Below are 22,122 nucleotides of genomic sequence, written 5' to 3'. Positions count from 1 at the left end.
CTATTCGTATCGGAGGGCCTGGACAGGATCGAGCTTCGAGGCTCTCCATGCCGGGAAAATGGTGGCGAAGAAGGACAGGACCAGCGCCATGATGACGACCGAGAAGGTCTCGCCAAAACTCATTTCGGCCGGAAGCTGGCTGAGGAAATAGAGCTCCGGATCAAAGAGGATGGTGCCCGAGACCCAGGAGAAGAACTGTCGGATCGATTCGATGTTGAGGCAGACGATAACGCCGAGCGCGACGCCGGCAAACGTGCCAACGATGCCGATAGCAGCACCCGTCATGAAGAAGATCCGCATGATGGCGCCGGAACTCGCGCCCATCGTGCGCAGGATTGCGATATCGGAGCCCTTGTCCTTCACCAGCATGATCAGGCCCGAGATGATGTTCAGTGCCGCGACCAGCACGATCAGCGTCAGGATCATGAACATCACGTTGCGTTCAACCTGAAGCGCCGAGAAGAAGGTCTGGTTGCGCTGACGCCAGTCGGTAATGAAAATCTGGCGACCGGCAGCCTGCTCCACCAGCGGACGCATGTCCTCGACATTGTCGGGGTGATCGATGAACAGTTCGATCGACTGCACCAGCCCTTCGGCATTGAAATAGAGCTGCGATTCCTCAAGCGGCATGTAGATGATCGTCGCGTCGTATTCCGACATGCCGATCTCGAAAACGCCGGACACGGGATAGGATTTAACGCGCGGATTGACACCCATCGGTGTCACGTCGCCTTCGGGCGAAATCAGCGTGATCTGGTCGCCGGCCGAAATGCCGAGCTGCGAGGCAAGCCTGGAGCCGACAAGAACGCCCTGCCCCGACGCGAAGCCGACGATATCGCCCTGCTTGATATTACCAGCAACTTCCGTGACCTTCTCAAGGTCTTCCGGCCGTACGCCGCGCACAAGAGCGCCGGAACCGGCGCCACCCTTGCCGGATGCCAGCGTCTGTCCCTCGACAAGCGGCAGGGCCATCTTGACGCCGGGAACGGCAGCGAATTTCTTGGTCAGTTCCGCGTAGTCGGTGAACGGCTGGTCGATCGGCTGGATCACCATATGGCCGTTGATTCCGAGAATGCGGGAAATCAGTTCGGTGCGGAAACCGTTCATGACCGCCATAACGATGATCAGGGTGGCGACGCCGAGCATGATGCCGACGAAAGAAAAGCCCGCGATGACCGAGATGAAGGCTTCCTTGCGGCGCGAGCGCAGGTAGCGCCAGGCGACCATTCGCTCGAACGACGAGAAAGCGCCAGCCCGCGGAGACTTGTCGACCTTCTCTGGTTCACCACTCGTCGCGATGCTCGCCATTCACGCTTCCTTACACATGGAGCGCGCGGGAGGCTTCCCGCGCTGCTGTATCAGATATATGCCTGCCTAGCCTGTCGTCAGACTGGCCCGGCGAGACGTCGGTGTCCGATCATCCGGCGACGCGGTTGAGCGCCGCTTCGAGCGTCATGACGTCACGGGCTGCGGACTTGCGGTCCTTGACCTCGACCTCGCCGTTGGCGGCGGAGCGCGGACCGACGATTATCTGTACCGGAACACCGATGAGATCCGCTGTCGCGAACTTGGTGCCGGCGCGTTCGTCGGTATCGTCAAGCAGCACGTCCTTGCCGGCCTTGTTGAGCTTTACATAGAGATCTTCCGACAGACGATCGCATGCCTCGTCACCGGGCTTCATGTTGATCACCACGACATCGAACGGCGCAACGGATGCCGGCCAGATGATTCCATTATCGTCATGCGATGCTTCGATGATGGCGGGAACAAGGCGTGTCGGCCCGATGCCGTAGGATCCCATGTGGACAAGATGTTCCTTGCCATCAGGGCCCTGCACCTTTGCGCCCATCGGCTCGGAATATTTCGTGCCGAAATAGAAGATATGGCCGACTTCGATGCCGCGGGCCGAGAGGCGATCGGCATCCGGGATCTGATCGAAGGCCGATTCGTCGTGCATTTCGGACGTCGCGGCGTAGACGGATGTCCACTTGTCAAAGATCGCCTGCATGCCGGCGACATCGTCGAAATCGGTGTCTTCGCCGGGAATGTCGAAATTGACGAAATCGCGGTGCGAGAAGACTTCCGACTCACCGGTTTCCGCAAGGATGATGAACTCGTGACTGTGGTTGCCACCGATCGGGCCGGTATCGGCACGCATCGGAATGGCGCGCAGGCCCAGCCGATCGAAGGTGCGCAGATAGGCCGCGAACATCTTGTTATACGAATGGACGGCGTCTTCCTTGTTGAGATCGAAGGAATAGGCATCCTTCATCAGGAATTCGCGCGAGCGCATGGTGCCGAAACGCGGGCGGATCTCGTCGCGGAACTTCAGCTGGATATGGTAGAGGTTGAGCGGCAGGCTCTTGTAGGACTTGACGTAGGACCGGAAGATATCCGTGATCATTTCCTCGTTGGTCGGTCCGTAGAGCATCGGCCGCTCCTGGCGGTCCTTGATGCGCAGCATTTCCTTACCGTAGGCGTCGTAGCGACCGCTTTCCTGCCACAGCTCGGCCGACTGCAGCGTCGGCATCATCAGTTCGACAGCGCCAGCCCGGTTCTGTTCCTCGCGGACGATCTTGTTGACCTTGTCCAGCACGCGCTTGCCAAGCGGCAGCCAGGAATAGATGCCCTGGCTCTGCTGACGGATCATGCCCGCACGCAGCATCAGCCGGTGCGAGACAATTTCCGCTTCCTTGGGGTTTTCCTTCAGGATGGGCATAAAATAGCGGGACAGACGCATGGACGTTTCCGGTTTCCGAGGCGTTCCCCAGATAACAAGGGAATCGGCCGTCTCTTGGTTTAAACTTTGACGGCGTACATAGCCGTTCGAGGGCGCAAATGGAACCCATAGCGCACGCTGCGGAACAGCAGATTGCTCTTGCAAGGGCTGGAGCTCAACGGTTTGATGACAAGCCCTGCGACAAATTCGTCCACGGGAAATTTTTGCCAAACTGTGTCAAAAATGCAAAAAAATCGAGTGACAAAGCACATTCGTTGGGCTAGGTTCAGCTCACAAAAGAGGCAAGGAGTTCAAATTCTTGCCAGTTCGCGGTCAAGTCTTGGGAGGATCAGATCTCTGGCGCGCTCGTCGCAGCCCCGGCAACGGAATGAGTATCACGCGAAACTGAAAAACAAGGCTTAACCGCCTTGTTTTTTTTTGGCCTGCTCACAGGCCGGGCCGCTTCTGCAGAAATCCAGAACGAAAGCTGCAGTTCGTCGCTGCTATGCCTGAAGAAAATGACAGCCGGATGACACGTCCGCCAGCAGCGCCCTACTCAAATGTCGGCATCAAGTTGGGAATGCTGTCGATCCCGAAGCCAAAATAGGTGGAGGCGAGATGGTAGGTGAGGTAGAGCGCCGCCGAGATCACGGTCGTCAACAAGATGACCCTGCCTCCGCGGAATCGAACGGGCGCACTTTCAACCGTCCCGATCATCACTTCCCCATCATCCTGCTGACTGCGATAGCCAAGCGGCAGGACGGCGAACAGAACCGTCCACCAGAGAATGAAATAGATCGCAGCGACGGTCAGCAATGGCATGATGTGTCTCCTCCGCACTACCTATAGAACAGGGGATGCCGGGCGCAAAGGACGAGGTTCGATATTTCCCGTCCGGCCAAGCTCTGCGAGATTGATTCCGCAGACGCAGCCAACATGCTGAAATGCTAACACATCTGCCCGGCCCCGAACCCTCTTGACGCTCACAGCGAGGAGAAGGTGTCGGAGGCCGTGGGCAGACTTGGTTTGGCGACGGCGCCTTAGACTTTGGAGACGAACACCGTCACGACCGGCTTCTTGCCCCAGGCCAGGTTGGCCGCGGAGCGGACGGAGCGACGCACGGCTTCGCGCAGCATGTCGAGATCCTTGCGGCGGGCGCGCGGGATGCTTTCGATCGCATTGAGAACCGCGTCATAAAGCGTGTCCTCCATGTCCTCGCCCTCATAGTCGACCTCCGGCATGCCGAAGGCAACGACGTCGGGATCGCTCAGGAAGTCGAAGCGGCTGTCGAGCAGCACGTTGACCGAGACGTGACCGGCAAAGGAGAGCTTGCGGCGGTCGCCGATACCCATTTCCTCAAAGTCGCCGATCAGCTTGCCGTCCTTGAAGACACGGCCGTGCGGCGCGTCGTCGATCACCTGGGCGGGGCCCGGTGCAAGGCGCAGGATATTACCGTTGCGCACGCGCGGGATGTTTTTGATGCCGGCTGTGGCGCCAAGCGCTGCCTGGGCGGTGAGATGGGCTGCCTCGCCGTGCACAGGCACGAGGATTTCCGGCCGGGTCCACTCGTACATCTTCAGAAGTTCATTGCGGCGCGGGTGGCCGGAAACATGCACCAGCGCATCCGAGTCGGTGATGATCTTGATGCCCTGTTCGATCAGCGCGTTCTTGATCTCGATGATCGGCTTCTCGTTGCCGGGGATGGTGCGCGAGGAAAACACGACCGTATCGCCAGCCGCGAAAGCAACATTGCGCATCTCGTCGCGGGAGATCTTGGCAAGTGCTGCGCGCGATTCGCCCTGGCTGCCCGTCAGGATCACGACGACCTTGTCGCGCGGGATATAGCCGAACTCGTCTTCGGAGATGAAGGGCTTGATGCCTTCCATGATGCCGAGGTCGCGGGCAACGGCAACGACGCGCTTGAGCGACGAGCCGAGCAGCAGCACTTCGCGGCCCGCGGCGTCTGCAGCTTCGGCGATCGAGCGGATACGGCCGACATTCGACGAGAAGGTGGTGATCGCCACCCTGCCCGCGGCGTTTTGAATGACCTGGCGCAGGCCTTCCGACACTTCTTCTTCGGAGGGGGAAACGCCTTCGCGCAACGCATTGGTGCTGTCGCACATCAGTGCGAGTACACCCTCGTCGCCGATCGCGCGGAAACGGTTCTCGTCGGTCAGGGGCCCGAGCGACGGCGCATGGTCGATCTTCCAGTCGCCGGTATGGACGACGTTGCCGAGAGGCGTGCGGATGACCAGCGACATCGGCTCTGGGATCGAGTGGTTGACGCCGACGGCTTCGATCTCGAACGGGCCGACATTGATGCGATCGCCAGCCTTGAAGATGGTGATCGGGATCTCCGCGCGCGTGCCTTCGTAATTCCGCTTTGCTTCCAGCATGCCCGCGGTAAACGGCGAGGCGTAGACCGGCACGTTCAGGCCGGGCCACAGATCATTCATAGCGCCGTAGTGATCCTCATGCGCATGCGTGATGATCATCGCCTTGATGTTTTTCTTCTGGGCCGTCAGAAACCGGATATCGGGTAGGACAAGATCCACGCCCGGCAGGTCCGGACCTGGAAAAGTGACGCCGCAATCGACCATGATCCACTGCCGCTTGTCCGGCGTTCCGTAGCCGTAGAGAGCGAGGTTCATGCCGATCTCACCCACGCCGCCAAGCGGCAGGAACACCAGTTCGTCCTGTTTAGCCATTTTTATTGTTATTCCGTTCTTGCAAAAAATACATCGCCTGCTGCGATCGGCATCAAAGAGCCATGGCCGGTATCAAGCAGCAGAAATCCAGTGTCATCGATACCTGCGAATGTGCCGTTTAGCGAGCGCTCAGGTAGATTTACCGTAATTTTCTCACCAATTCCGCATGCGACGCGGCGCCATCTGTCGACGACAGTGGTAATACCCCGACCCTTGTCCCATTCGTCCAGAACTGTCGCCATCTCCCTGAAAAGATGTGCGAATACATCCTCTGGCGACGCAGAAGACCCTTGGTCGTGAAGACGGGTGACACCGTAGGGTGCGCTATCGGGCATGTGGCGAATATTGATGCCGATGCCGATCACGAGCGCCCGGTGGCCGCCGGGAAGCGCTTCGCTTTCAATGAGGATGCCGCAGGTTTTCTTGCGCCCGATGAGGATATCGTTCGGCCATTTGACCTCGAGCGGCTCTCCACCAGTCGGTAGAACGGCACGCAGGGCGGCATGAACAGCGACGGCGACGGCGAGCGGGAGGGACGCTAAACGCTCGGGAGGTGCCGGATCAATCAGCAGCAGTGAGGCATAGAGATTGCCCGGCTCTGACGTCCAGGCGCGGCCGCGGCGGCCACGGCCGTCTGTCTGGCGGGTAGCTGTCAACCACAACAAACCGGCTTCGCCCGCACGGGCGCGGGCGAGGCATTCTGTGTTGGTGGAGCCGACCTCGTTCAGCGCTTCATGACGAAACGCATTGAGCGATAGGCTTCGGCTCCTCAACGTCATCCTCAGAAGAACGACTTCGCAGCAGCGCTGGCGGCTGAGCCGATCGGTCCACCGATCAGCACATAGGCGACGACGAACAGGCCGGACAGGCCGAAGATCAGACGCAGTTCGCCGGAGACACGGGCGAACTGACCCTTCGGCTCATCAAACCACATCAGCTTGACGATGCGCAGGTAGTAGTAGGCGCCGACGACGGAAGAGAGCACGCCGATGATTGCCAGCGCATAGAGCTTAGCCTCGATCGCCGCCACGAACACGAAGTACTTGGCGAAGAAGCCTGCGAGCGGCGGAATGCCGGCCATCGAGAACATCAGCGCCGTCAGCACCAGCGCCATGAAGGGCTTGGTCGAGGAAAGACCTGCGAGATCTTCGACGGTTTCGACGTAGGTACCGTCTTCGCGGCGCATCGCCATGATGCAGGCAAAGGTACCAAGCGTCATCACCATGTAGATGGTCATGTAGAGGACGACGCCGGAAACGCCGGTCTCGGTGCCGGCAGAAAGGCCGACCAGAGCGTAGCCCATATGGCCGATCGAGGAATAGGCCATCAGGCGCTTGATGTTCTTCTGACCGATAGCCGCGAAGGAACCGAGCAGCATCGAGGCGATCGCCACGAAGACGATGATCTGGCGCCAGTCGGAAAGGATCGGCAGAAAGGCTTCCGAGACGACACGAACCAGGATTGCCATGGCCGCAACCTTAGGCGCCGACGCGAAGAAGGCCGTCACCGGTGTCGGTGCACCTTCGTAAACGTCCGGCGTCCACATGTGGAACGGCACGGCGGAGATCTTGAAGCAGGCGCCGGCGAGGATGAAGACCATGCCGAAGATGAGGCCGAGGCCGCGCTCTTCAGACGACAGAACCGTAGCGATTTCGTCAAAGCCGGTATTGCCGGTGAAGCCGTAGACCAGCGACATGCCGTAAAGCATCATGCCCGACGACAGGGCGCCGAGGACGAAGTACTTGAGGCCCGCTTCCGTGGAACGGAGGTTGTCGCGGCTGAAGGCAGCGACAACATAGAGCGCCAGCGACATCAGCTCGAGGCCGAGATAGAAGGCGAGCAGATCGTTGGCCGAGATCAGCACCATCATGCCGAGCGTCGCGAGAACCAGAAGGACCGGGAATTCGAACTTGTCGAGTTCCAGCGCCTTGGCCTGTCCCATCGACATGACCATGGCGGTGATCGATCCGATCAGTGCCAGGATCTTCATGAAGCGGGCGAACGTATCCGATACGAAGGCGCCGCCGAACGCCTGACCGTCGCCGGTCATGAAGATCAGCATGGCGCCTACGACCGCCAGAAGGGCGATCGCAAGACCGGTGACCAGCGGGGCGGATTTCTCGCCGGAGAAGACGCCAATCATCAGAAGGGCGAGCGCGCCTACGGCCAGGATGACTTCCGGCAGGGCCAGACGCAGGCTTTGGCTCAAGAGTTCAGCGGTCATGTCCAGTTTCGTCCCGTCTCAGTGCACGTTGAGTGCAAGGTTCTTTGCTGCGGCCAAGGCTGCGGAGTAATTGTTCACCACGAGATCCACCGAGGCTGCGGTCGCGTTAAGGACCGGCATTGGATAGAAACCGTAGAAAATCGTGAGCGCGACCAGTGGGTAGAGCAGGAACTTCTCTCGCGTCGAAAGGTCGAGAAGTGCCTTCAGCTTTTCCTTTTCCAGTGCCCCGAAAATGACCCGGCGATAAAGCCAGAGCGCATAGGACGCGGAAAGGATGACGCCGGTGGCGGCAAACAGTGCCACCCAGGTGTTGACCCGGAAGACGCCCATGATCGTCAGGAATTCGCCGACAAAGCCGGATGTGCCCGGAAGACCGACATTCGCCATGGTGAGGATCATGAAGGCGACAGCATATTTCGGCATGTTGTTGACGAGACCACCGTAAGCCGAGATCTCGCGGGTATGGAGGCGGTCGTAGACAACGCCGACGCAGAGGAAGAGCGCGCCGGAGACGATGCCATGCGACAGCATCTGGAAGATCGCACCCTGAACGCCCTGCTGGTTTGCCGCAAAAATGCCCATCGTGACGTAGCCCATATGGGCAACCGACGAATAGGCGATCAGCTTCTTGATGTCGTCCTGCATCATCGCCACCAGTGAGGTGTAGATGATGGCAATGACGGACAGCGCGAACACCATCGGCGCGAAGTACTCGGATGCCAGCGGGAACATCTGCAAGAGGATACGGATCATGCCGTAGCCGCCGAGCTTCAGCATGACGCCGGCCAGGATGACCGAACCTGCGGTCGGAGCCTGAACGTGCGCATCCGGAAGCCAGGTGTGGACCGGCCACATCGGCATCTTGACCGCGAAGGCTGCAAAGCATGCAAGCCACAGCCAGGTCTGAACGCCGGCCGGGAAGCCGAACTTCAGAAGCTCGGTCATATCGGTCGTGCCGGCCTGCCAGTACATGGCCATCACGGCCAGCATCATCAGAACCGAACCAAGCAGCGTATAGAGGAACAGCTTGTAGGATGCGTAGACGCGATCCTTGCCGCCCCAGACGCCGATGATGATGAACATCGGGATCAGCGTCGCTTCGAAGAAGATGTAGAAAAGCACGATATCGAGGCCGACGAAGACGCCGGTCATGGCCACCTGCAGGAGCAGGAAGGAAATCATGTATTCCTTGACGCGCTTCTCGATCGCTTCCCAGCTGGCAAGCACGCAGAACGGCATCAGGAATGTCGTCAGGATGACGAACAACATGGAAATGCCGTCGACGCCGAGATGATAGGAAATCCCCGTGCTCAGCCACTCATGCTTTTCCACCATCTGGAAGCCCGGGTTCGAATTGTCGAAACCGATCCAGATGAACAGAGAGACGATAAAGGTGACGACCGTCGTCAGGAGCGCGATGTTGAGCACGTTGCGGCGACCGTTCGCCCCCTCGCCGTTTGTCAGCAAGAGGAGGAGAACGCCGACCAGCGGCAGGAAGGTGACCGTCGAGAGAATTGGCCAGTCGGTCATTACATTGAGCTCCCGAGCATCATCCATGTGACGAGGGCGGCGACGCCGATCAGCATCGCGAACGCGTAGTGATAAAGGTAACCGGACTGCAGCTTGACCACCCGGTCGGTGATATCGACCACGCGGGCGGCGACGCCGTTGGGGCCGTAGTTATCGATGACGGCGACGTCACCCTTCTTCCACAGGAAGCGGCCGAGAGCCTTGGCCGAGCGGACGAAGAGGAAGTCGTAGAGTTCGTCGAAATACCACTTGTTCAGCAGGAACTGGTAGAGGCCCTGCTGCGAAGCGGCGAGACGCTTCGGGGTTTCTGGCGACTTGATGTAGAAGTACCAGGCGGTGACAAGTCCGATCAGCATGGCGATGAATGGCGACAGCGCCACCAGTGCCGGCACGTGGTGGAACTCGTGCAGCAGTTCGTTCTGCTCCGACGTGAACAGCGCGCCCTTCCAGAAGGCGTCGTAGTCGTGGCCGTAGAAGAATTCCTTGAACACGACACCAGCGAGCACTGCGCCGGCTGCCAGGATGTAGAGCGGCACCAGCATGACGTTGGGGCTCTCATGGACGTGATGCATCACTTCATGGCTCGCACGCGGCTTGCCGAAGAAGGTGAGGAAGATCAGGCGCCACGAATAGAAGCTCGTGAACATCGCGGCAATGACCAGCAGAGTGAAGGCAAAGCCTGCAACCGGCGAATGGGACGCGTAGGTTGCCTCGATGATGAAGTCCTTCGAGAAGAAGCCTGCAAAACCGATCGGCGTGAACGGAATGCCGACGCCGGTGATGGCAAGCGTGCCGATCAGCATCATGGCGAAGGTCAGCTTGATGTGGCTGCGCAGGCCGCCCATGTGGCGCATGTCCTGTTCGCCATCGACGGCATGGATGACCGAGCCGGCGCAGAGGAACAGGAGTGCCTTGAAGAAGGCATGCGTGAACAGGTGGAATACGGCAGCACCATAAGCGCCGACGCCGAGTGCCACGAACATGTAGCCGAGCTGCGAACAGGTCGAATAGGCGATGACGCGCTTGATGTCGTTCTGCACGAGGCCGACGGTTGCCGCGAAGAAGGCCGTGATCGCACCGATGATGGTGACGATCGTCAGCGCATCCGGCGACAGTTCAAACACCGGCGACATGCGGGCGACGAGGAAGACGCCGGCGGTGACCATGGTTGCTGCGTGAATGAGGGCCGAGACCGGGGTCGGGCCTTCCATCGCGTCCGGCAACCAGGTGTGCAGCAGGAACTGCGCCGACTTGCCCATGGCTCCCATGAACAGAAGCAGGCAGACGACGGTGAGTGCTGTCGCCCGTGTCAGTTCCATGCCGAAGATATTGGCAACGACCTGCGTCGCTTCCGTAGCACCTTCAGCCGGCAGGTAGTTGGCCGCAGCGGCAAAAATGGTTTCAAAGCTGATCGAGCCGAACAGCACGAACAGGCCGGCAATACCGAGGATGAAGCCGAAGTCGCCGACGCGGTTGACGATGAACGCCTTCATGGCGGCAGCCGAAGCGGACGGCTTCTTGTACCAGAAGCCGATCAGCAGATAGGACGCGAGACCCACGCCTTCCCAGCCGAAGAACATCTGAGCCAGGTTGTCGGACGTGATCAGCATCAACATCGCGAAGGTGAACAGCGACAGGTAGGCGAAGAACCGCGGGCGATGCGGATCGTGGTGCATGTAGCCGATCGAGTAGATATGCACAAGCGTCGACACGGAGTTGACGACGACGAACATGATCGCGCTCAGCGTATCGATGCGGAACGCCCATTCGACGTCGATGCCGCCCGACTGCATCCACTGCATTACCGGCACCTTGATGACTTCGCCGGCTTCGCCGTGGTGAAGAGCCACGTTGAAGAAGACGATCCAGGACAGGATCGCCGCGATGATCATCAGACCGCTGGTAACGTATTCGGAAGCCTTGGCGCCGATCTGGCGGCCGAACAAGCCGGCGATCAGGAAGCCGATCAGGGGAAGAAAGACGATTGCCTTGTAGATCATGACCCGATCAGCCCTTCATCATATTGACGTCTTCGACCGCGATCGAGCCGCGGTTGCGGTAGAAGACGACGAGAATTGCAAGACCGATGGCGGCTTCCGCAGCAGCGACGGTCAGAATGAACAGTGCGAAGACCTGGCCGACGATGTCGTTCAGGAAGGATGAGAAGGCCACCATGTTGAGGTTGACCGCGAGCAGGATCAGCTCGACCGACATCAGGATGATGATGACATTCTTGCGGTTCAGGAAGATGCCGAACACGCCGAGCGTGAACAGGATGGCGCTGACCGTGAGATAGTGGGAAAGACCGATTTCCATGTTTGTTGTTCCTTGTTCCCGCTACCTTCAGAGCCCCTGGCCGGACTTGACCTTGACCACCTCGACGGCGGTTTCCGGCGTGCGTGCGACCTGCCTCGAAATATCCTGACGCTTGACGTTGGTGCGATGGCGCAGCGTCAGCACGATGGCGCCGATCATTGCGACCAGAAGCACCATGCCGGCGAGCTGGAAGAAATAGACGTAATTCGTATAGAGCACATCGCCGAGGGCGGCCGTGTTGGTGCGCACGGCTGGGTTCGGGATCGGCATCGTGATGGATTTCGCTGCCTCCGGTGCCAGGACCGAGCCGCCGATCACGACGATCAGTTCAGCCGCAAGGATCAGCCCGATAACGATGCCGATCGGCGCGTATTGAAGAATACCGGAGCGCAGTTCGGCAAAGTCGATGTCGAGCATCATGACGACGAACAGGAAGAGAACCGCGACCGCGCCGATATAGACGACGAGCAGGATCATCGCCAGGAACTCGGCCCCGGTCAGCAGGAACAGGCCCGCCGAGTTGAAGAAGGTGAGGATGAGGAAGAGCACCGAATGGACCGGGTTCTTGGCCGAAATGACCATGAACGCCGACGCCACCGCGATGAACGCGAAGATGTAGAAAAAGATAGCCTGCAGACCCATCGTGGTGCCTTTTCGTTCCTCATCGGGCGGCGCTTCCAAAAAGCCCCCTGCCCGTCAGAACCCGGCGCATCGAACGCACCGAGATTAAATGACCAATGCTTGCCCGGCGCCCGATCAGAGCGACGGCATGCTCGCCCCGTTACCGGTAGGGCGAGTCGATCCCGATGTTGCGCGCAATTTCGCGCTCCCAACGATCGCCGTTTTCGAGAAGACGTGCCTTGTCGAAATACAGTTCTTCGCGTGTTTCCGTCGAGAATTCGAAATTCGGACCTTCGACGATCGCATCGACCGGGCAGGCTTCCTGGCAGAAGCCGCAGTAGATGCACTTCACCATGTCGATATCGTAACGCACCGTGCGGCGGGTGCCGTCGTTGCGGCGCGGGCCGGCTTCGATGGTGATCGCCTGGGCGGGACAGATCGCCTCGCACAGCTTGCAGGCGATGCAACGCTCTTCGCCGTTCGGATAGCGGCGCAGCGCATGCTCGCCACGGAAGCGCGGCGATACCGGGCCCTTTTCGAACGGGTAGTTGATCGTCGCCTTCTGCTTGAAGAAATACCTCATCGACAGGAAGAAGGCGCCGACGAATTCCTTCAGGAACAGCGAGTTGATAGCCTGGGCAATAGCCATCTTATTCTCCAATGATGCCGAGTGACGAACGGGCCATGATCATGCCCATCCCATCAGTTTCAGCACGAATGCAACGATCACGACCATGGCGAGCGACAGAGGAAGAAACACCTTCCAGCCGAGACGCATGAGTTGGTCGTAGCGATAGCGCGGTACGAAGGCCTTCACCATAGCGAACATGAAGAAGACCATGGAGCCTTTCAGCATGAACCAGATGATGCCGGGAACCCAGTTGAGGAACCAGACGTCTACCGGCGGCAGCCAGCCTCCGAGGAAAAGAATAGTGGTCAGCGAGCACATCATCAGGATGGCGGCATATTCGCCGAGCATCAGCATCATGTATGGCGCTGACGAATACTCGACCATGTAACCGGCGACAAGTTCGGATTCCGCTTCCGGCAAATCGAACGGGGGACGGTTGGTTTCTGCAAGCGCCGAGATGAAGAAGATCACGAACATCGGGAACAGCGCCAGCCAGTGCCAGTCGAGGAACGAAGCCGGCAGACCCATCATCGTGCCGAGACCGTCATGCTGTGCATTGACGATGTCGGTCAGGTTGAGCGAGCCGACGCAGAGCAGGACCGAGACGATGACGAAGCCGATCGAGACTTCATAAGACACCATCTGCGCCGCGGAGCGAAGTGCACCGAGGAAAGGGTATTTCGAGTTCGATGCCCAGCCGGCCATGATGATGCCGTAGACTTCGAGCGACGAGATCGCGAAGACGTAGAGGATACCGACATTGATGTTGGCGATAACCCAGTTCTGGCTGAACGGAATGACCGCCCAGGTGGCGAGTGCCAGCGTCACCGAAATCAGTGGCGCCAGAAGGAAGACGCCCTTGTTGGCGCCGGCCGGAATGATCGGCTCCTTCAGGATGAACTTCAAAAGGTCGGCGAAGGACTGGAACAGACCGAACGGACCAACGACGTTCGGACCACGGCGCAGCTGAACGGCCGCCCAGATCTTGCGGTCGGCGAGAAGGATATAGGCAATGAAGACCAGAAGGCAGACCAGGAGCAGAAGAGACTGCCCAACCATGATCAGTGCCGGCCAAACGTAGGTCCAGAAGAACGAATCCATGTTCATATTACTCCGCCGCAACCTGGAAATTGTTGCGGGCCAGTGCCGAGCACTCCGCCATGACGGCAGATGCGCGGGCGATCGGGTTGGTCAGATAGAAATCCTTGATCGGCGTCGTGAAGCCGCCCTTGGAAAGCTCACCGGATTTCAGGCCGAGGGTGGCGATGTCGTTGACTGAGCCGGTCGCGATCTCATCGAGATCCGCAAAATGCGGGTAATCCGCATAAAGCTTCGCACGCAGAGCATAAAGCGAATCGAACGGCAGCTTCTTGCCAAGCACGTCGGACAGGGCGCGGATGATTGCCCAATCCTCGCGGGCTTCGCCCGGCGCGAAGCCGGCACGGTTGCCCATCTGGACGCGGCCTTCGGTGTTGACCCAGGTTCCGGACTTTTCCGTGTAGGTTGCGGCCGGCAGGATGACGTCGGCGGTATGCGCGCCGTTATCGCCGTGGCTGCCGATATAGACGGTGAACTTGGCGTATTTCGTCGAGAACTCCATCTCGTCGGCGCCAAGCAGGAAGAGAACGTCCATCGACTTCAGCATGGTTGCGGCATTGGCACCCTTGGCACCCGGCACGAAGCCGAGATCGAGGCCACCTACGCGCGATGCTGCGGTGTGCAGGACGCCGAAACCGTTCCACTCGTCGGTCAGCGCGCCAACGGAACCGGCAAGCTTTGCCGCTGCCTGGAGAATCGCGAGACCATCCGGACGCGAGAGAGCCCCCTGCCCTACGATGATCATCGGGTTCTTCACGCCGCGCAGCTTTTCGGCAAAGCTGTTGCTGCCCGACGAAAGCTCGGCAAGCGAGTCCGGGCCGGCGCCGAGATAATCATAGGCGTAGCGGAGTTCGCTTACTTCGCCGATCACGCCGATCGGGAAGTTGCCGCGACGGAAACGCTTGCGAATGCGGGCGTTTAGAACCGAAGCTTCATAGCGCGGGTTGGCGCCGATCAGGAGCAAGCCACCGGCCTGTTCGATGCCTTCGATGGTCGGGTTGAAGATGTAGCTGCCGCGACCAAGCGACGGATCGAGCGCCGTCCCGTCCTGGCGACAATCGAGGTTTTCCGAACCGAGCGAGTTCATCAGCGACTTCAGCGCGTACATTTCCTCGACCGAAGCCAGATCGCCGGCAATTGCGCCGATCTTGTCCCCTGATGTCGCGGAAACAGCGGTCTTGATCGCTGCGAAGGCTTCAGCCCAGCTTGCAGCCTGCAGACGGCCATCCTTGCGGACGTAAGGACGATCGAGGCGCTGGGTCTTCAGGCCGTCCCAGATGAAGCGGGTCTTGTCCGAGATCCACTCTTCGTTCACCTGCTCGTTGACGCGCGGCATGATGCGCATCACTTCGCGGCCGCGAGTGTCGACGCGGATTGCGGAGCCGACGGCATCCATGACGTCGATCGATTCGGTCTTGTTCAGTTCCCAAGGACGGGCCGTGAAGGCGAACGGCTTGGAGGTGAGCGCACCGACGGGGCAGAGATCGACGACGTTGCCCTGAAGCTCCGAGGTCATCGCATGCTCAAGGTAGGTCGTGATTTCGGCGTCTTCGCCGCGGCCGATCAGGCCAAGCTCGGAAATGCCGCCGACTTCGGTCGTGAAGCGGACGCAGCGCGTGCAGTGAATGCAGCGGTTCATCACGGTCTTGACGAGCGGGCCGATATACTTGTCTTCGACGGCACGCTTGTTTTCGGTGTAGCGCGAGCTATCGATGCCGAAGGCCATCGCCTGGTCCTGCAGGTCGCATTCGCCACCCTGGTCGCAGATAGGGCAATCCAGCGGATGGTTGATCAGCAGGAATTCCATCACGCCTTCGCGGGCCTTCTTGACCATCGGCGTGTTGGTGAAGACTTCCGGCAGTTCGCCATTCGGACCGCCGCGAATATCGCGCACGCCCATCGCGCAGGATGCCGCCGGCTTTGGCGGGCCACCCTTTACCTCGATCAGGCACATGCGACAGTTGCCTGCCACGGACAGACGCTCGTGGAAACAAAAGCGCGGGATTTCGGCGCCGGCTTCCTCACACGCCTGAAGCAGCGTGAAATGATCCGGGACTTCGATTTCCTTGCCGTCTACCTTCAGCTTCGTCATCGTCTTAACTACGTCCTCAGTTCATCCATCAGCCGTCTCGCCGAGGGACACATTCCTTACTTCAACAGCGCCCTCGCCTGGCCGACCCAGTCGCCCCGCGAAATGCGCCCATCGAAACCCAAGTCGTCTTCGAACCGGGCAATATCTGTTTCGGACCAAGCGGCGATCGCGGCAAGCCCGCCAACACCTTTGTCCTTCGAATTCTTTTCAACCTTCAAGCAGATGCCGTCCGGTTACTCCGCTGCTTCCAGAACTGCGCCGTGTGAGGTCGAGTCCTTCGTGTACTGGTCGATACGCGCCTCGATTTCGGGGCGGAAATTACGGATCAGGCCCTGGACCGGCCAAGCGGCCGCGTCGCCGAGCGCACAGATCGTGTGGCCTTCGATCTGCTTTGATACCTGGAAGAGCATGTCGATTTCGCGCTTCTGCGCGTTGCCGCGCACCATGCGCTCGAGAACGCGCATCATCCAGCCCGTGCCTTCGCGGCACGGCGTGCACTGGCCGCAGCTCTCGTGCTTGAAGAAGGCTGCGATGCGCCAGATTGCCTTGATGACGTCGGTCGACTTGTCCATGACGATCATGCCGCCCGTGCCGAACGACGATTTCACGTCGCGCATGCCGTCGAAGTCCATGATCGCGTCGGCCATGTCTTCGCCGCGAACGATCGGGCAGGACGCGCCGCCGGGAATGACGCCGAGAAGGTTATCCCAACCGCCGCGGATACCGCCACAGTGATGCTCGATGATTTCGCGGAACGACAGACCCATCGCTTCTTCGAAGGTGCAGGGCTTGTTAACGTGGCCAGACACCATGAACAGCTTGGTGCCGACATTGTTCGGACGGCCGATCGACGAGAACCATGTGGCTCCACGGCGCAGAATGGTCGGCGCGACGGCGATGGATTCGACGTTGTTGACGGTCGTTGGGCAGCCGTAGAGACCCATATTGGCCGGGAACGGAGGCTTCAGGCGCGGCTGGCCCTTCTTGCCTTCGAGGCTTTCGAGGAGCGCCGTCTCTTCGCCGCAGATATAGGCACCGGCGCCGTGATGGACGTAGATGTCGAAATCCCAGCCGTTCTTGTTGTTCACGCCGAGAAGACCGGCAGCATAGCATTCATCGATCGCCGCCTGGAGGTCTTCACGCTCGCGCATGTATTCGCCGCGGACATAGATGTAGGCGGTATGCGCGTTCATGGCGAAACCGGCGATCACGCAGCCTTCGATCAGCGTATGCGGATCGTTGCGCATGATTTCACGGTCCTTGCAGGTGCCAGGCTCCGATTCGTCGGCGTTGACGACGAGATAGTGCGGGCGACCATCCGATTCCTTCGGCATGAAGGACCACTTGAGACCGGTCGGGAAGCCTGCGCCACCACGACCGCGAAGACCGGAAGCCTTCATCTCGTTGATGATCCAGTCGCGGCCCTTTTCGATGATGATCTTCGTACCATCCCAGTGGCCACGGCTCATCGCGCCCTTCAAGGACTTGTCCTTGAGACCGTAGATATTGGTGAAAATGCGATCCTGGTCTTGCAACATGATCTATCTACCTACTCGACCGACTTTATCACATCGGATGTCATCATCAGCATGCCCGTCGTGACGGACCGAAACTTTGCCGCGCCCATCATCAGGAGCTTTCCCCTTCAGGCTTCGGCTTGCGGCTACGCTTCGGCTTCGTCTCGCCCGAGGGAACGCCGAGCTCTGCCGGAGCGCCTTCGGCCTTGCTCCCGGTCGCTGCTGGCGCCGTCTCGGTTGTCGTCGGCGAACCTTCGCCCTTTTCAGCAACCTTGACGTTCTCGGCAGCAGCCTTCGGTGCCGTGACCGGCGTCTTCAGCGACTTGTCGGTCTCAGGCGCCGTATCCTTCGGACGACCGGCATTTGCTGGCGGCACGGATGCGCCTTCGGTCACAGCCTGTGGCTGCGGCTCGAGATTGGTGCGGACCGGCTTGATATCGTCGACCAGCGTGATCGGAGCACCGATCGGTGCCGACTCATGACGGTCGATCTGCGGACCGGTCTTGACCTCTGAGCCCTTGCCTGCCTCGAACGTGTCGATGATTTCTTCAAGACGCTCGGGTGTCAGGTCCTCGTAGGCATCCTTGAAGATGATCACCATCGGCGCGTTGACGCAGGCGCCCTGACACTCGACTTCTTCCCATGACAGCGTGCCGGAAGCATTGAGATGCAGCGGATCGTGATGGATCTTCTTCTGACAGACCTTGATCAGATCTTCAGAGCCGCGAAGCATGCAAGGCGTCGTGCCGCAGACCTGGATATGCGCACGGGTCCCGATCGGCTTCAGCTGGAACTGGGTATAGAAGGTCGCGACTTCGAGAACGCGAATATAGGCCATGTCGAGCTTGGCGGCGATATGCTCGATGGCGGAACGGGTGACCCAGCCATCCTGCTCCTGCGCACGCATCAACAACGGAATGACGGCCGACTGCTGCCGGCCTTCCGGGTATTTCCTGATCGTTGCCTCTGCCCAAACCGCATTCTCCTCGTTGAAGGAGAAGTTTGCCGGCTGGAACTGTTCTTCGGCTAGTCGACGAACGGACATGCTTTCAACGCCTTATCAGTTTATGACCCCGCACCGCGATCTCGTGAGGGTCACGAATTCGCAGGCATAGGCCGTCTTGTCTTTCTGCATGAACACGATCAGCTTCGTGCCGTTGAGTACGGATGTCTTGATCTCGTAGCCATCGGACAGGAGCGTAGCCATCGACGCCGAACCGCCGCTGACACTCGACAGCGCCTCCTGCGCCTGCGAGACCGCAGGAGCAGAGAGCACGAGAGCAGCGGCTGCGACGGCGCGAAGCATCATCAGCGGTCAACCTCACCGAACACGATGTCCAGAGAACCGAGCACCGCGGACACGTCCGCCAGCTGGTGTCCGCGACAGATGAAGTCCATCGCCTGGAGATGTGCATAACCCGGAGCGCGGATCTTGCAGCGGTAGGGCTTGTTGGTGCCGTCGGCGACCAGGAACACGCCGAACTCGCCCTTGGGCGCTTCGACGGCCGCGTAAACTTCGCCGGCCGGAACGTGGTAGCCTTCGGTGTAGAGCTTGAAGTGGTGGATCAGCGCTTCCATCGAACGCTTCATCTCGCCACGCTTCGGCGGCACGACCTTGCCGTCGGTCGAAGACACCGGGCCGGTCTTTGCGTCGCTGAGCAGACGATTGACGCACTGCTTCATGATCTTGCACGATTCGCGCATCTCGATCATGCGGATCAGGTAGCGGTCGTAGCAATCGCCGTTCTTGCCGATCGGAATATCGAAGTCGAGGTCGGCGTAGCATTCGTAAGGCTGCGACTTGCGCAGATCCCATGCCGCGCCCGAACCGCGGACCATGACGCCGGAGAAGCCCCAGGCCCATGCGTCGTCGAGGCTCACAACGCCGATATCGACGTTGCGCTGCTTGAAAATACGGTTGCCGGTCAGAAGGTCGTCGATATCGTCGAGCTTTGCCGGGAATTCGTCGCACCACTGGCCGATGTCTTCGACCAGGTCCACCGGCAGGTCCTGATGGACGCCGCCCGGACGGAAGTATGCCGCATGCATGCGGGCGCCGCAGGCGCGCTCATAGAACACCATCAGCTTTTCGCGTTCTTCGAAGCCCCAGAGCGGCGGCGTCAGTGCGCCGACGTCCATGGCCTGAGTGGTCACGTTCAGAAGATGCGAGAGGATACGGCCGATTTCCGAATAGAGAACGCGGATCAGCTGACCGCGGATCGGGATCTCGAGGCCGAGCAGCTTTTCGACCGCGAGCGAATAGGCATGCTCCTGGTTCATCGGCGCGACGTAATCGAGCCGGTCGAAATAGGGCAAGGCCTGCAGATAGGTCTTGGTCTCGATCAGCTTTTCGGTGCCGCGATGCAGGAGGCCGATATGCGGATCGACACGCTCGACGATTTCGCCATCCAGTTCCAGCACCAGACGCAGAACGCCGTGGGCAGCCGGATGCTGCGGACCGAAGTTGATATTGAAGTTCCGGACGTTGTGTTCCGTCATTTCAGCGCTCCGCGCTTTGGAAAATGGGCAACCGCCCGAAATTCTGCTTCATCGTCATGTCAATCAATTCAGACGAACGCCGACCCAGTAGGAACCGATCTTTCAGGGAGTGCAACCATGTTGCTGTCCTCTCCTGATATCTTCGACCGATATCACATTACCACGTCTAATCGACCCGCCTGCCCGCTCCCTCAACCAAGTCCACCCAACCCGGCAATTACCAAATCAACCGCGTCAGGTCTTCGCCTTCTCGTCACCGGGAAGAACGTAATCCGTCCCTTCCCAAGGTGAAAGGAAATCGAAGTTGCGGAATTCCTGCCGAAGCTCGACCGGTTCGTAGACGACGCGCTTGACGCTGTCGTCGTAGCGAACCTCGACGAAGCCGGTCGTCGGGAAGTCCTTGCGGAGCGGATGCCCCTCGAAACCGTAATCGGTCAGAATCCGGCGAAGATCCGGGTGACCGGTAAAGAGGATACCGTAGAGATCCCAGGCCTCGCGTTCGAACCAGTCGGCGCCCGGATAGACCGAGAATGCTGAAGGCACCGGTTCGTCCTCGCCCGTTGCAACCTTGATCCGGATACGCAGGTTCCGGTGCGGCGACAGCAGGTGATAGACCACATCAAAACGCTTCGCACGGGCCGGATAATCGACGCCGCAGATATCGATGAAGCTGATGAAACGGCATTTCGGATCATCGCGGAGGAAGGTCAGAAGCTCGATGATGTTGTCGCTGGTGGCGATCAGGTTCAGTTCGCCATAGGACATCACCGCGTCTTCGACCAGCGTCGAGCGCGATTCGCGAATGTAGGTCGAAAGCTCGCTCAGGGTCTCGGTCATCATATCCTCCTCAAGCCCTCAACGCTCGATCGTTCCGGTGCGCCGGATCTTCTTCTGCAGCAGGAGCACGCCGTAAAGCAGCGCCTCTGCCGTGGGGGGACAGCCCGGCACGTAGATGTCGATCGGCACGATGCGGTCGCAACCGCGAACGACGGAGTAGGAATAGTGATAATACCCACCGCCGTTTGCACATGATCCCATCGAGATGACGTAACGTGGCTCCGGCATCTGGTCATAGACCTTGCGAAGCGCAGGCGCCATCTTGTTGGTCAGCGTTCCCGCCACGATCATCACGTCCGACTGGCGCGGCGAAGCGCGTGGCGCAAAGCCGAAACGCTCGACGTCATAACGCGGCATGGAAAGCTGCATCATTTCGACGGCGCAGCAGGCCAGACCGAACGTCATCCACATCAGCGAGCCGGTACGGGCCCAGTTGATCAGTTCGTCGGTCGACGTGACAAGAAAGCCCTTGTCGGCGAGCTCATTGTTGATCTCGCCAAAGAACGCGTCGTCGCTGCCAATCGGCTTGCCGGTATTCGGGTCGATAATACCCTTGGACTTCGGCGCGACGAGAGTTGTGCCGCTATCGACTACTCCCATTCCAGCGCTCCTTTTTTCCATTCGTAGATAAAGCCGATCGTGAGGACACCCAGGAACACCATCATGGACCAGAAGCCGAACCAGCCGATTTCACCGAAGGACACAGCCCAAGGGAACAGGAAGGCAACTTCGAGGTCAAAAATGATGAACAGAATCGACACGAGATAGAAGCGGATGTCGAACTTCATGCGGGCATCATCGAAGGCATTGAAGCCGCATTCGTAGGCGGAAAGCTTTTCCGAATCAGGCGCCTTGTAGGCAACGGCGAAAGGCGCGATGAGAAGCGCCAGGCCGATCACCAAGGATATACCGATGAAGATCGCGATCGGGACGTAGGAAGTGAGGAGTTCACTCATGATATTCGATCCCTGCTTGCCTTTAGCGCCGGGCGACGCTCGAACATGAATTCGACAAGCGTACGTGCATTGCAACAAGGCGTGACTAGCGCAGCGTGAGGAAAGGCGCAAGCCCTTTGAGTCCCCCTCACCTACCAATAATACTCCACTGGAAAACACCAGTTCGTTCGCCAACAAATCAGTACCCGACATGTTCCCGGCCAAGGGTCTGCCGACGGTCTTCTAACGATGGAGTTTCATTCAGGAATAGCGATTCGAGAGGCGCGGCGGACGGACGTTGCAACTCTCAGCGCGACAGGTGGGTTCGACGACCCGATCATTCCCCATCCCCCGTGAGGATAGAGACGCTTGATCAGATTGGAGGAAAGAAAGTA

Annotated in this window: 21 protein-coding genes; all 21 read right to left on the bottom strand. The window is 59.5% G+C overall.

Annotated features, from left to right (window positions below; all coding sequences use genetic code 11):
* The gene (locus ASF70_RS12460; protein ID WP_062453221.1) at positions 1 to 1,308 is read right to left on the bottom strand and encodes a lipoprotein-releasing ABC transporter permease subunit; all 1,308 of its coding nucleotides are present in this window, start codon (positions 1,306 to 1,308) and stop codon (positions 1 to 3) included.
* Positions 1,309 to 1,417: 109 nt separating this feature from the next.
* Entirely contained in the window at positions 1,418 to 2,740 is a 1,323-nt protein-coding gene (proS, locus tag ASF70_RS12455; protein WP_062580021.1) for a proline--tRNA ligase, read from the bottom strand.
* A gap of 531 nt (positions 2,741 to 3,271) precedes the next feature.
* A complete protein-coding gene (locus tag ASF70_RS12450; RefSeq protein WP_062580018.1) occupies positions 3,272 to 3,541 on the bottom strand; it encodes a DUF1467 family protein in 270 nt (89 codons plus the stop codon).
* Positions 3,542 to 3,759: 218 nt separating this feature from the next.
* Complete coding sequence (locus ASF70_RS12445) at positions 3,760 to 5,427, bottom strand: ribonuclease J (RefSeq protein WP_062580016.1); 1,668 nt, start codon at positions 5,425 to 5,427, stop codon at positions 3,760 to 3,762.
* 8 nt (positions 5,428 to 5,435) lie between these two features.
* On the bottom strand, positions 5,436 to 6,206 hold the full coding sequence (locus ASF70_RS12440; protein ID WP_062580013.1) for a biotin--[acetyl-CoA-carboxylase] ligase: 771 nt from the start codon (positions 6,204 to 6,206) through the stop codon (positions 5,436 to 5,438).
* A 2-nt stretch (positions 6,207 to 6,208) separates the two neighbouring features.
* On the bottom strand, positions 6,209 to 7,651 hold the full coding sequence (nuoN, locus tag ASF70_RS12435; RefSeq protein WP_062580011.1) for an NADH-quinone oxidoreductase subunit NuoN: 1,443 nt from the start codon (positions 7,649 to 7,651) through the stop codon (positions 6,209 to 6,211).
* Positions 7,652 to 7,669: 18 nt separating this feature from the next.
* The gene (locus ASF70_RS12430) at positions 7,670 to 9,181 is read right to left on the bottom strand and encodes an NADH-quinone oxidoreductase subunit M (protein ID WP_062580009.1); all 1,512 of its coding nucleotides are present in this window, start codon (positions 9,179 to 9,181) and stop codon (positions 7,670 to 7,672) included.
* The gene (nuoL, locus tag ASF70_RS12425) at positions 9,181 to 11,181 is read right to left on the bottom strand and encodes an NADH-quinone oxidoreductase subunit L (RefSeq protein WP_062580007.1); all 2,001 of its coding nucleotides are present in this window, start codon (positions 11,179 to 11,181) and stop codon (positions 9,181 to 9,183) included. The genes ASF70_RS12430 and nuoL overlap by 1 nt, the downstream gene beginning before the upstream one ends.
* Positions 11,182 to 11,188: 7 nt before the next feature.
* Positions 11,189 to 11,497 (bottom strand): NADH-quinone oxidoreductase subunit NuoK, encoded by a 309-nt coding sequence (gene nuoK / locus ASF70_RS12420; RefSeq protein WP_062453229.1) that lies wholly within the window; start codon positions 11,495 to 11,497, stop codon positions 11,189 to 11,191.
* A 27-nt stretch (positions 11,498 to 11,524) separates the two neighbouring features.
* Positions 11,525 to 12,139, bottom strand: a complete 615-nt coding sequence (locus ASF70_RS12415) for an NADH-quinone oxidoreductase subunit J (RefSeq protein ID WP_062453230.1) — start codon at positions 12,137 to 12,139, stop codon at positions 11,525 to 11,527.
* Positions 12,140 to 12,278: 139 nt separating this feature from the next.
* A complete protein-coding gene (gene nuoI / locus ASF70_RS12410; RefSeq protein ID WP_062580005.1) occupies positions 12,279 to 12,767 on the bottom strand; it encodes an NADH-quinone oxidoreductase subunit NuoI in 489 nt (162 codons plus the stop codon).
* Between the two features lie 39 nt (positions 12,768 to 12,806).
* On the bottom strand, positions 12,807 to 13,850 hold the full coding sequence (nuoH, locus tag ASF70_RS12405; protein WP_062454722.1) for an NADH-quinone oxidoreductase subunit NuoH: 1,044 nt from the start codon (positions 13,848 to 13,850) through the stop codon (positions 12,807 to 12,809).
* A gap of 7 nt (positions 13,851 to 13,857) precedes the next feature.
* Entirely contained in the window at positions 13,858 to 15,939 is a 2,082-nt protein-coding gene (gene nuoG / locus ASF70_RS12400) for an NADH-quinone oxidoreductase subunit NuoG (RefSeq protein ID WP_062580003.1), read from the bottom strand.
* 56 nt (positions 15,940 to 15,995) lie between these two features.
* Positions 15,996 to 16,157 (bottom strand): hypothetical protein, encoded by a 162-nt coding sequence (locus ASF70_RS23975; protein ID WP_156461816.1) that lies wholly within the window; start codon positions 16,155 to 16,157, stop codon positions 15,996 to 15,998.
* A 15-nt stretch (positions 16,158 to 16,172) separates the two neighbouring features.
* Complete coding sequence (gene nuoF / locus ASF70_RS12395) at positions 16,173 to 17,477, bottom strand: NADH-quinone oxidoreductase subunit NuoF (RefSeq protein WP_062453233.1); 1,305 nt, start codon at positions 17,475 to 17,477, stop codon at positions 16,173 to 16,175.
* Positions 17,478 to 17,568: 91 nt separating this feature from the next.
* Entirely contained in the window at positions 17,569 to 18,501 is a 933-nt protein-coding gene (gene nuoE / locus ASF70_RS12390) for an NADH-quinone oxidoreductase subunit NuoE (RefSeq protein ID WP_082471875.1), read from the bottom strand.
* Positions 18,502 to 18,516: 15 nt separating this feature from the next.
* Positions 18,517 to 18,762 (bottom strand): hypothetical protein, encoded by a 246-nt coding sequence (locus tag ASF70_RS12385; protein ID WP_062580255.1) that lies wholly within the window; start codon positions 18,760 to 18,762, stop codon positions 18,517 to 18,519.
* 2 nt (positions 18,763 to 18,764) lie between these two features.
* Entirely contained in the window at positions 18,765 to 19,955 is a 1,191-nt protein-coding gene (locus ASF70_RS12380) for an NADH-quinone oxidoreductase subunit D (RefSeq protein WP_062580001.1), read from the bottom strand.
* Between the two features lie 234 nt (positions 19,956 to 20,189).
* Positions 20,190 to 20,792, bottom strand: a complete 603-nt coding sequence (locus ASF70_RS12375; RefSeq protein WP_062580253.1) for an NADH-quinone oxidoreductase subunit C — start codon at positions 20,790 to 20,792, stop codon at positions 20,190 to 20,192.
* Positions 20,793 to 20,810: 18 nt separating this feature from the next.
* Entirely contained in the window at positions 20,811 to 21,392 is a 582-nt protein-coding gene (locus tag ASF70_RS12370; protein ID WP_062453236.1) for an NADH-quinone oxidoreductase subunit B, read from the bottom strand.
* Complete coding sequence (locus ASF70_RS12365) at positions 21,383 to 21,748, bottom strand: NADH-quinone oxidoreductase subunit A (RefSeq protein WP_062453237.1); 366 nt, start codon at positions 21,746 to 21,748, stop codon at positions 21,383 to 21,385. Before ASF70_RS12365 ends, ASF70_RS12370 begins: the two co-directional genes overlap by 10 nt.
* Positions 21,749 to 22,122 lie beyond the last annotated feature (374 nt).

This window comes from Rhizobium sp. Leaf321, assembly GCF_001423215.1.
GTDB lineage: Bacteria > Pseudomonadota > Alphaproteobacteria > Rhizobiales > Rhizobiaceae > Neorhizobium > Neorhizobium soli.
Note: the sequence above shows the minus strand (reverse complement) of the source record. Positions and strands in the feature narration are given on the sequence as shown.

What these genes read in the sequence shown, in the direction of transcription:
- ASF70_RS12460 (WP_062453221.1), bottom strand. Translation starts at nt 1,308, where the DNA reads ATGGCGAGCATCGCGACGAGTGGTGAACCAGAGAAGGTCGACAAGTCT.
- proS (WP_062580021.1), bottom strand. Translation starts at nt 2,740, where the DNA reads ATGCGTCTGTCCCGCTATTTTATGCCCATCCTGAAGGAAAACCCCAAG.
- ASF70_RS12450 (WP_062580018.1), bottom strand. Translation starts at nt 3,541, where the DNA reads ATGCCATTGCTGACCGTCGCTGCGATCTATTTCATTCTCTGGTGGACG.
- ASF70_RS12445 (WP_062580016.1), bottom strand. Translation starts at nt 5,427, where the DNA reads ATGGCTAAACAGGACGAACTGGTGTTCCTGCCGCTTGGCGGCGTGGGT.
- ASF70_RS12440 (WP_062580013.1), bottom strand. Translation starts at nt 6,206, where the DNA reads ATGACGTTGAGGAGCCGAAGCCTATCGCTCAATGCGTTTCGTCATGAA.
- nuoN (WP_062580011.1), bottom strand. Translation starts at nt 7,651, where the DNA reads ATGACCGCTGAACTCTTGAGCCAAAGCCTGCGTCTGGCCCTGCCGGAA.
- ASF70_RS12430 (WP_062580009.1), bottom strand. Translation starts at nt 9,181, where the DNA reads ATGACCGACTGGCCAATTCTCTCGACGGTCACCTTCCTGCCGCTGGTC.
- nuoL (WP_062580007.1), bottom strand. Translation starts at nt 11,181, where the DNA reads ATGATCTACAAGGCAATCGTCTTTCTTCCCCTGATCGGCTTCCTGATC.
- nuoK (WP_062453229.1), bottom strand. Translation starts at nt 11,497, where the DNA reads ATGGAAATCGGTCTTTCCCACTATCTCACGGTCAGCGCCATCCTGTTC.
- ASF70_RS12415 (WP_062453230.1), bottom strand. Translation starts at nt 12,139, where the DNA reads ATGGGTCTGCAGGCTATCTTTTTCTACATCTTCGCGTTCATCGCGGTG.
- nuoI (WP_062580005.1), bottom strand. Translation starts at nt 12,767, where the DNA reads ATGGCTATTGCCCAGGCTATCAACTCGCTGTTCCTGAAGGAATTCGTC.
- nuoH (WP_062454722.1), bottom strand. Translation starts at nt 13,850, where the DNA reads ATGGATTCGTTCTTCTGGACCTACGTTTGGCCGGCACTGATCATGGTT.
- nuoG (WP_062580003.1), bottom strand. Translation starts at nt 15,939, where the DNA reads ATGACGAAGCTGAAGGTAGACGGCAAGGAAATCGAAGTCCCGGATCAT.
- nuoF (WP_062453233.1), bottom strand. Translation starts at nt 17,477, where the DNA reads ATGTTGCAAGACCAGGATCGCATTTTCACCAATATCTACGGTCTCAAG.
- nuoE (WP_082471875.1), bottom strand. Translation starts at nt 18,501, where the DNA reads ATGTCCGTTCGTCGACTAGCCGAAGAACAGTTCCAGCCGGCAAACTTC.
- ASF70_RS12385 (WP_062580255.1), bottom strand. Translation starts at nt 18,762, where the DNA reads ATGCTTCGCGCCGTCGCAGCCGCTGCTCTCGTGCTCTCTGCTCCTGCG.
- ASF70_RS12380 (WP_062580001.1), bottom strand. Translation starts at nt 19,955, where the DNA reads ATGACGGAACACAACGTCCGGAACTTCAATATCAACTTCGGTCCGCAG.
- ASF70_RS12375 (WP_062580253.1), bottom strand. Translation starts at nt 20,792, where the DNA reads ATGACCGAGACCCTGAGCGAGCTTTCGACCTACATTCGCGAATCGCGC.
- ASF70_RS12370 (WP_062453236.1), bottom strand. Translation starts at nt 21,392, where the DNA reads ATGGGAGTAGTCGATAGCGGCACAACTCTCGTCGCGCCGAAGTCCAAG.
- ASF70_RS12365 (WP_062453237.1), bottom strand. Translation starts at nt 21,748, where the DNA reads ATGAGTGAACTCCTCACTTCCTACGTCCCGATCGCGATCTTCATCGGT.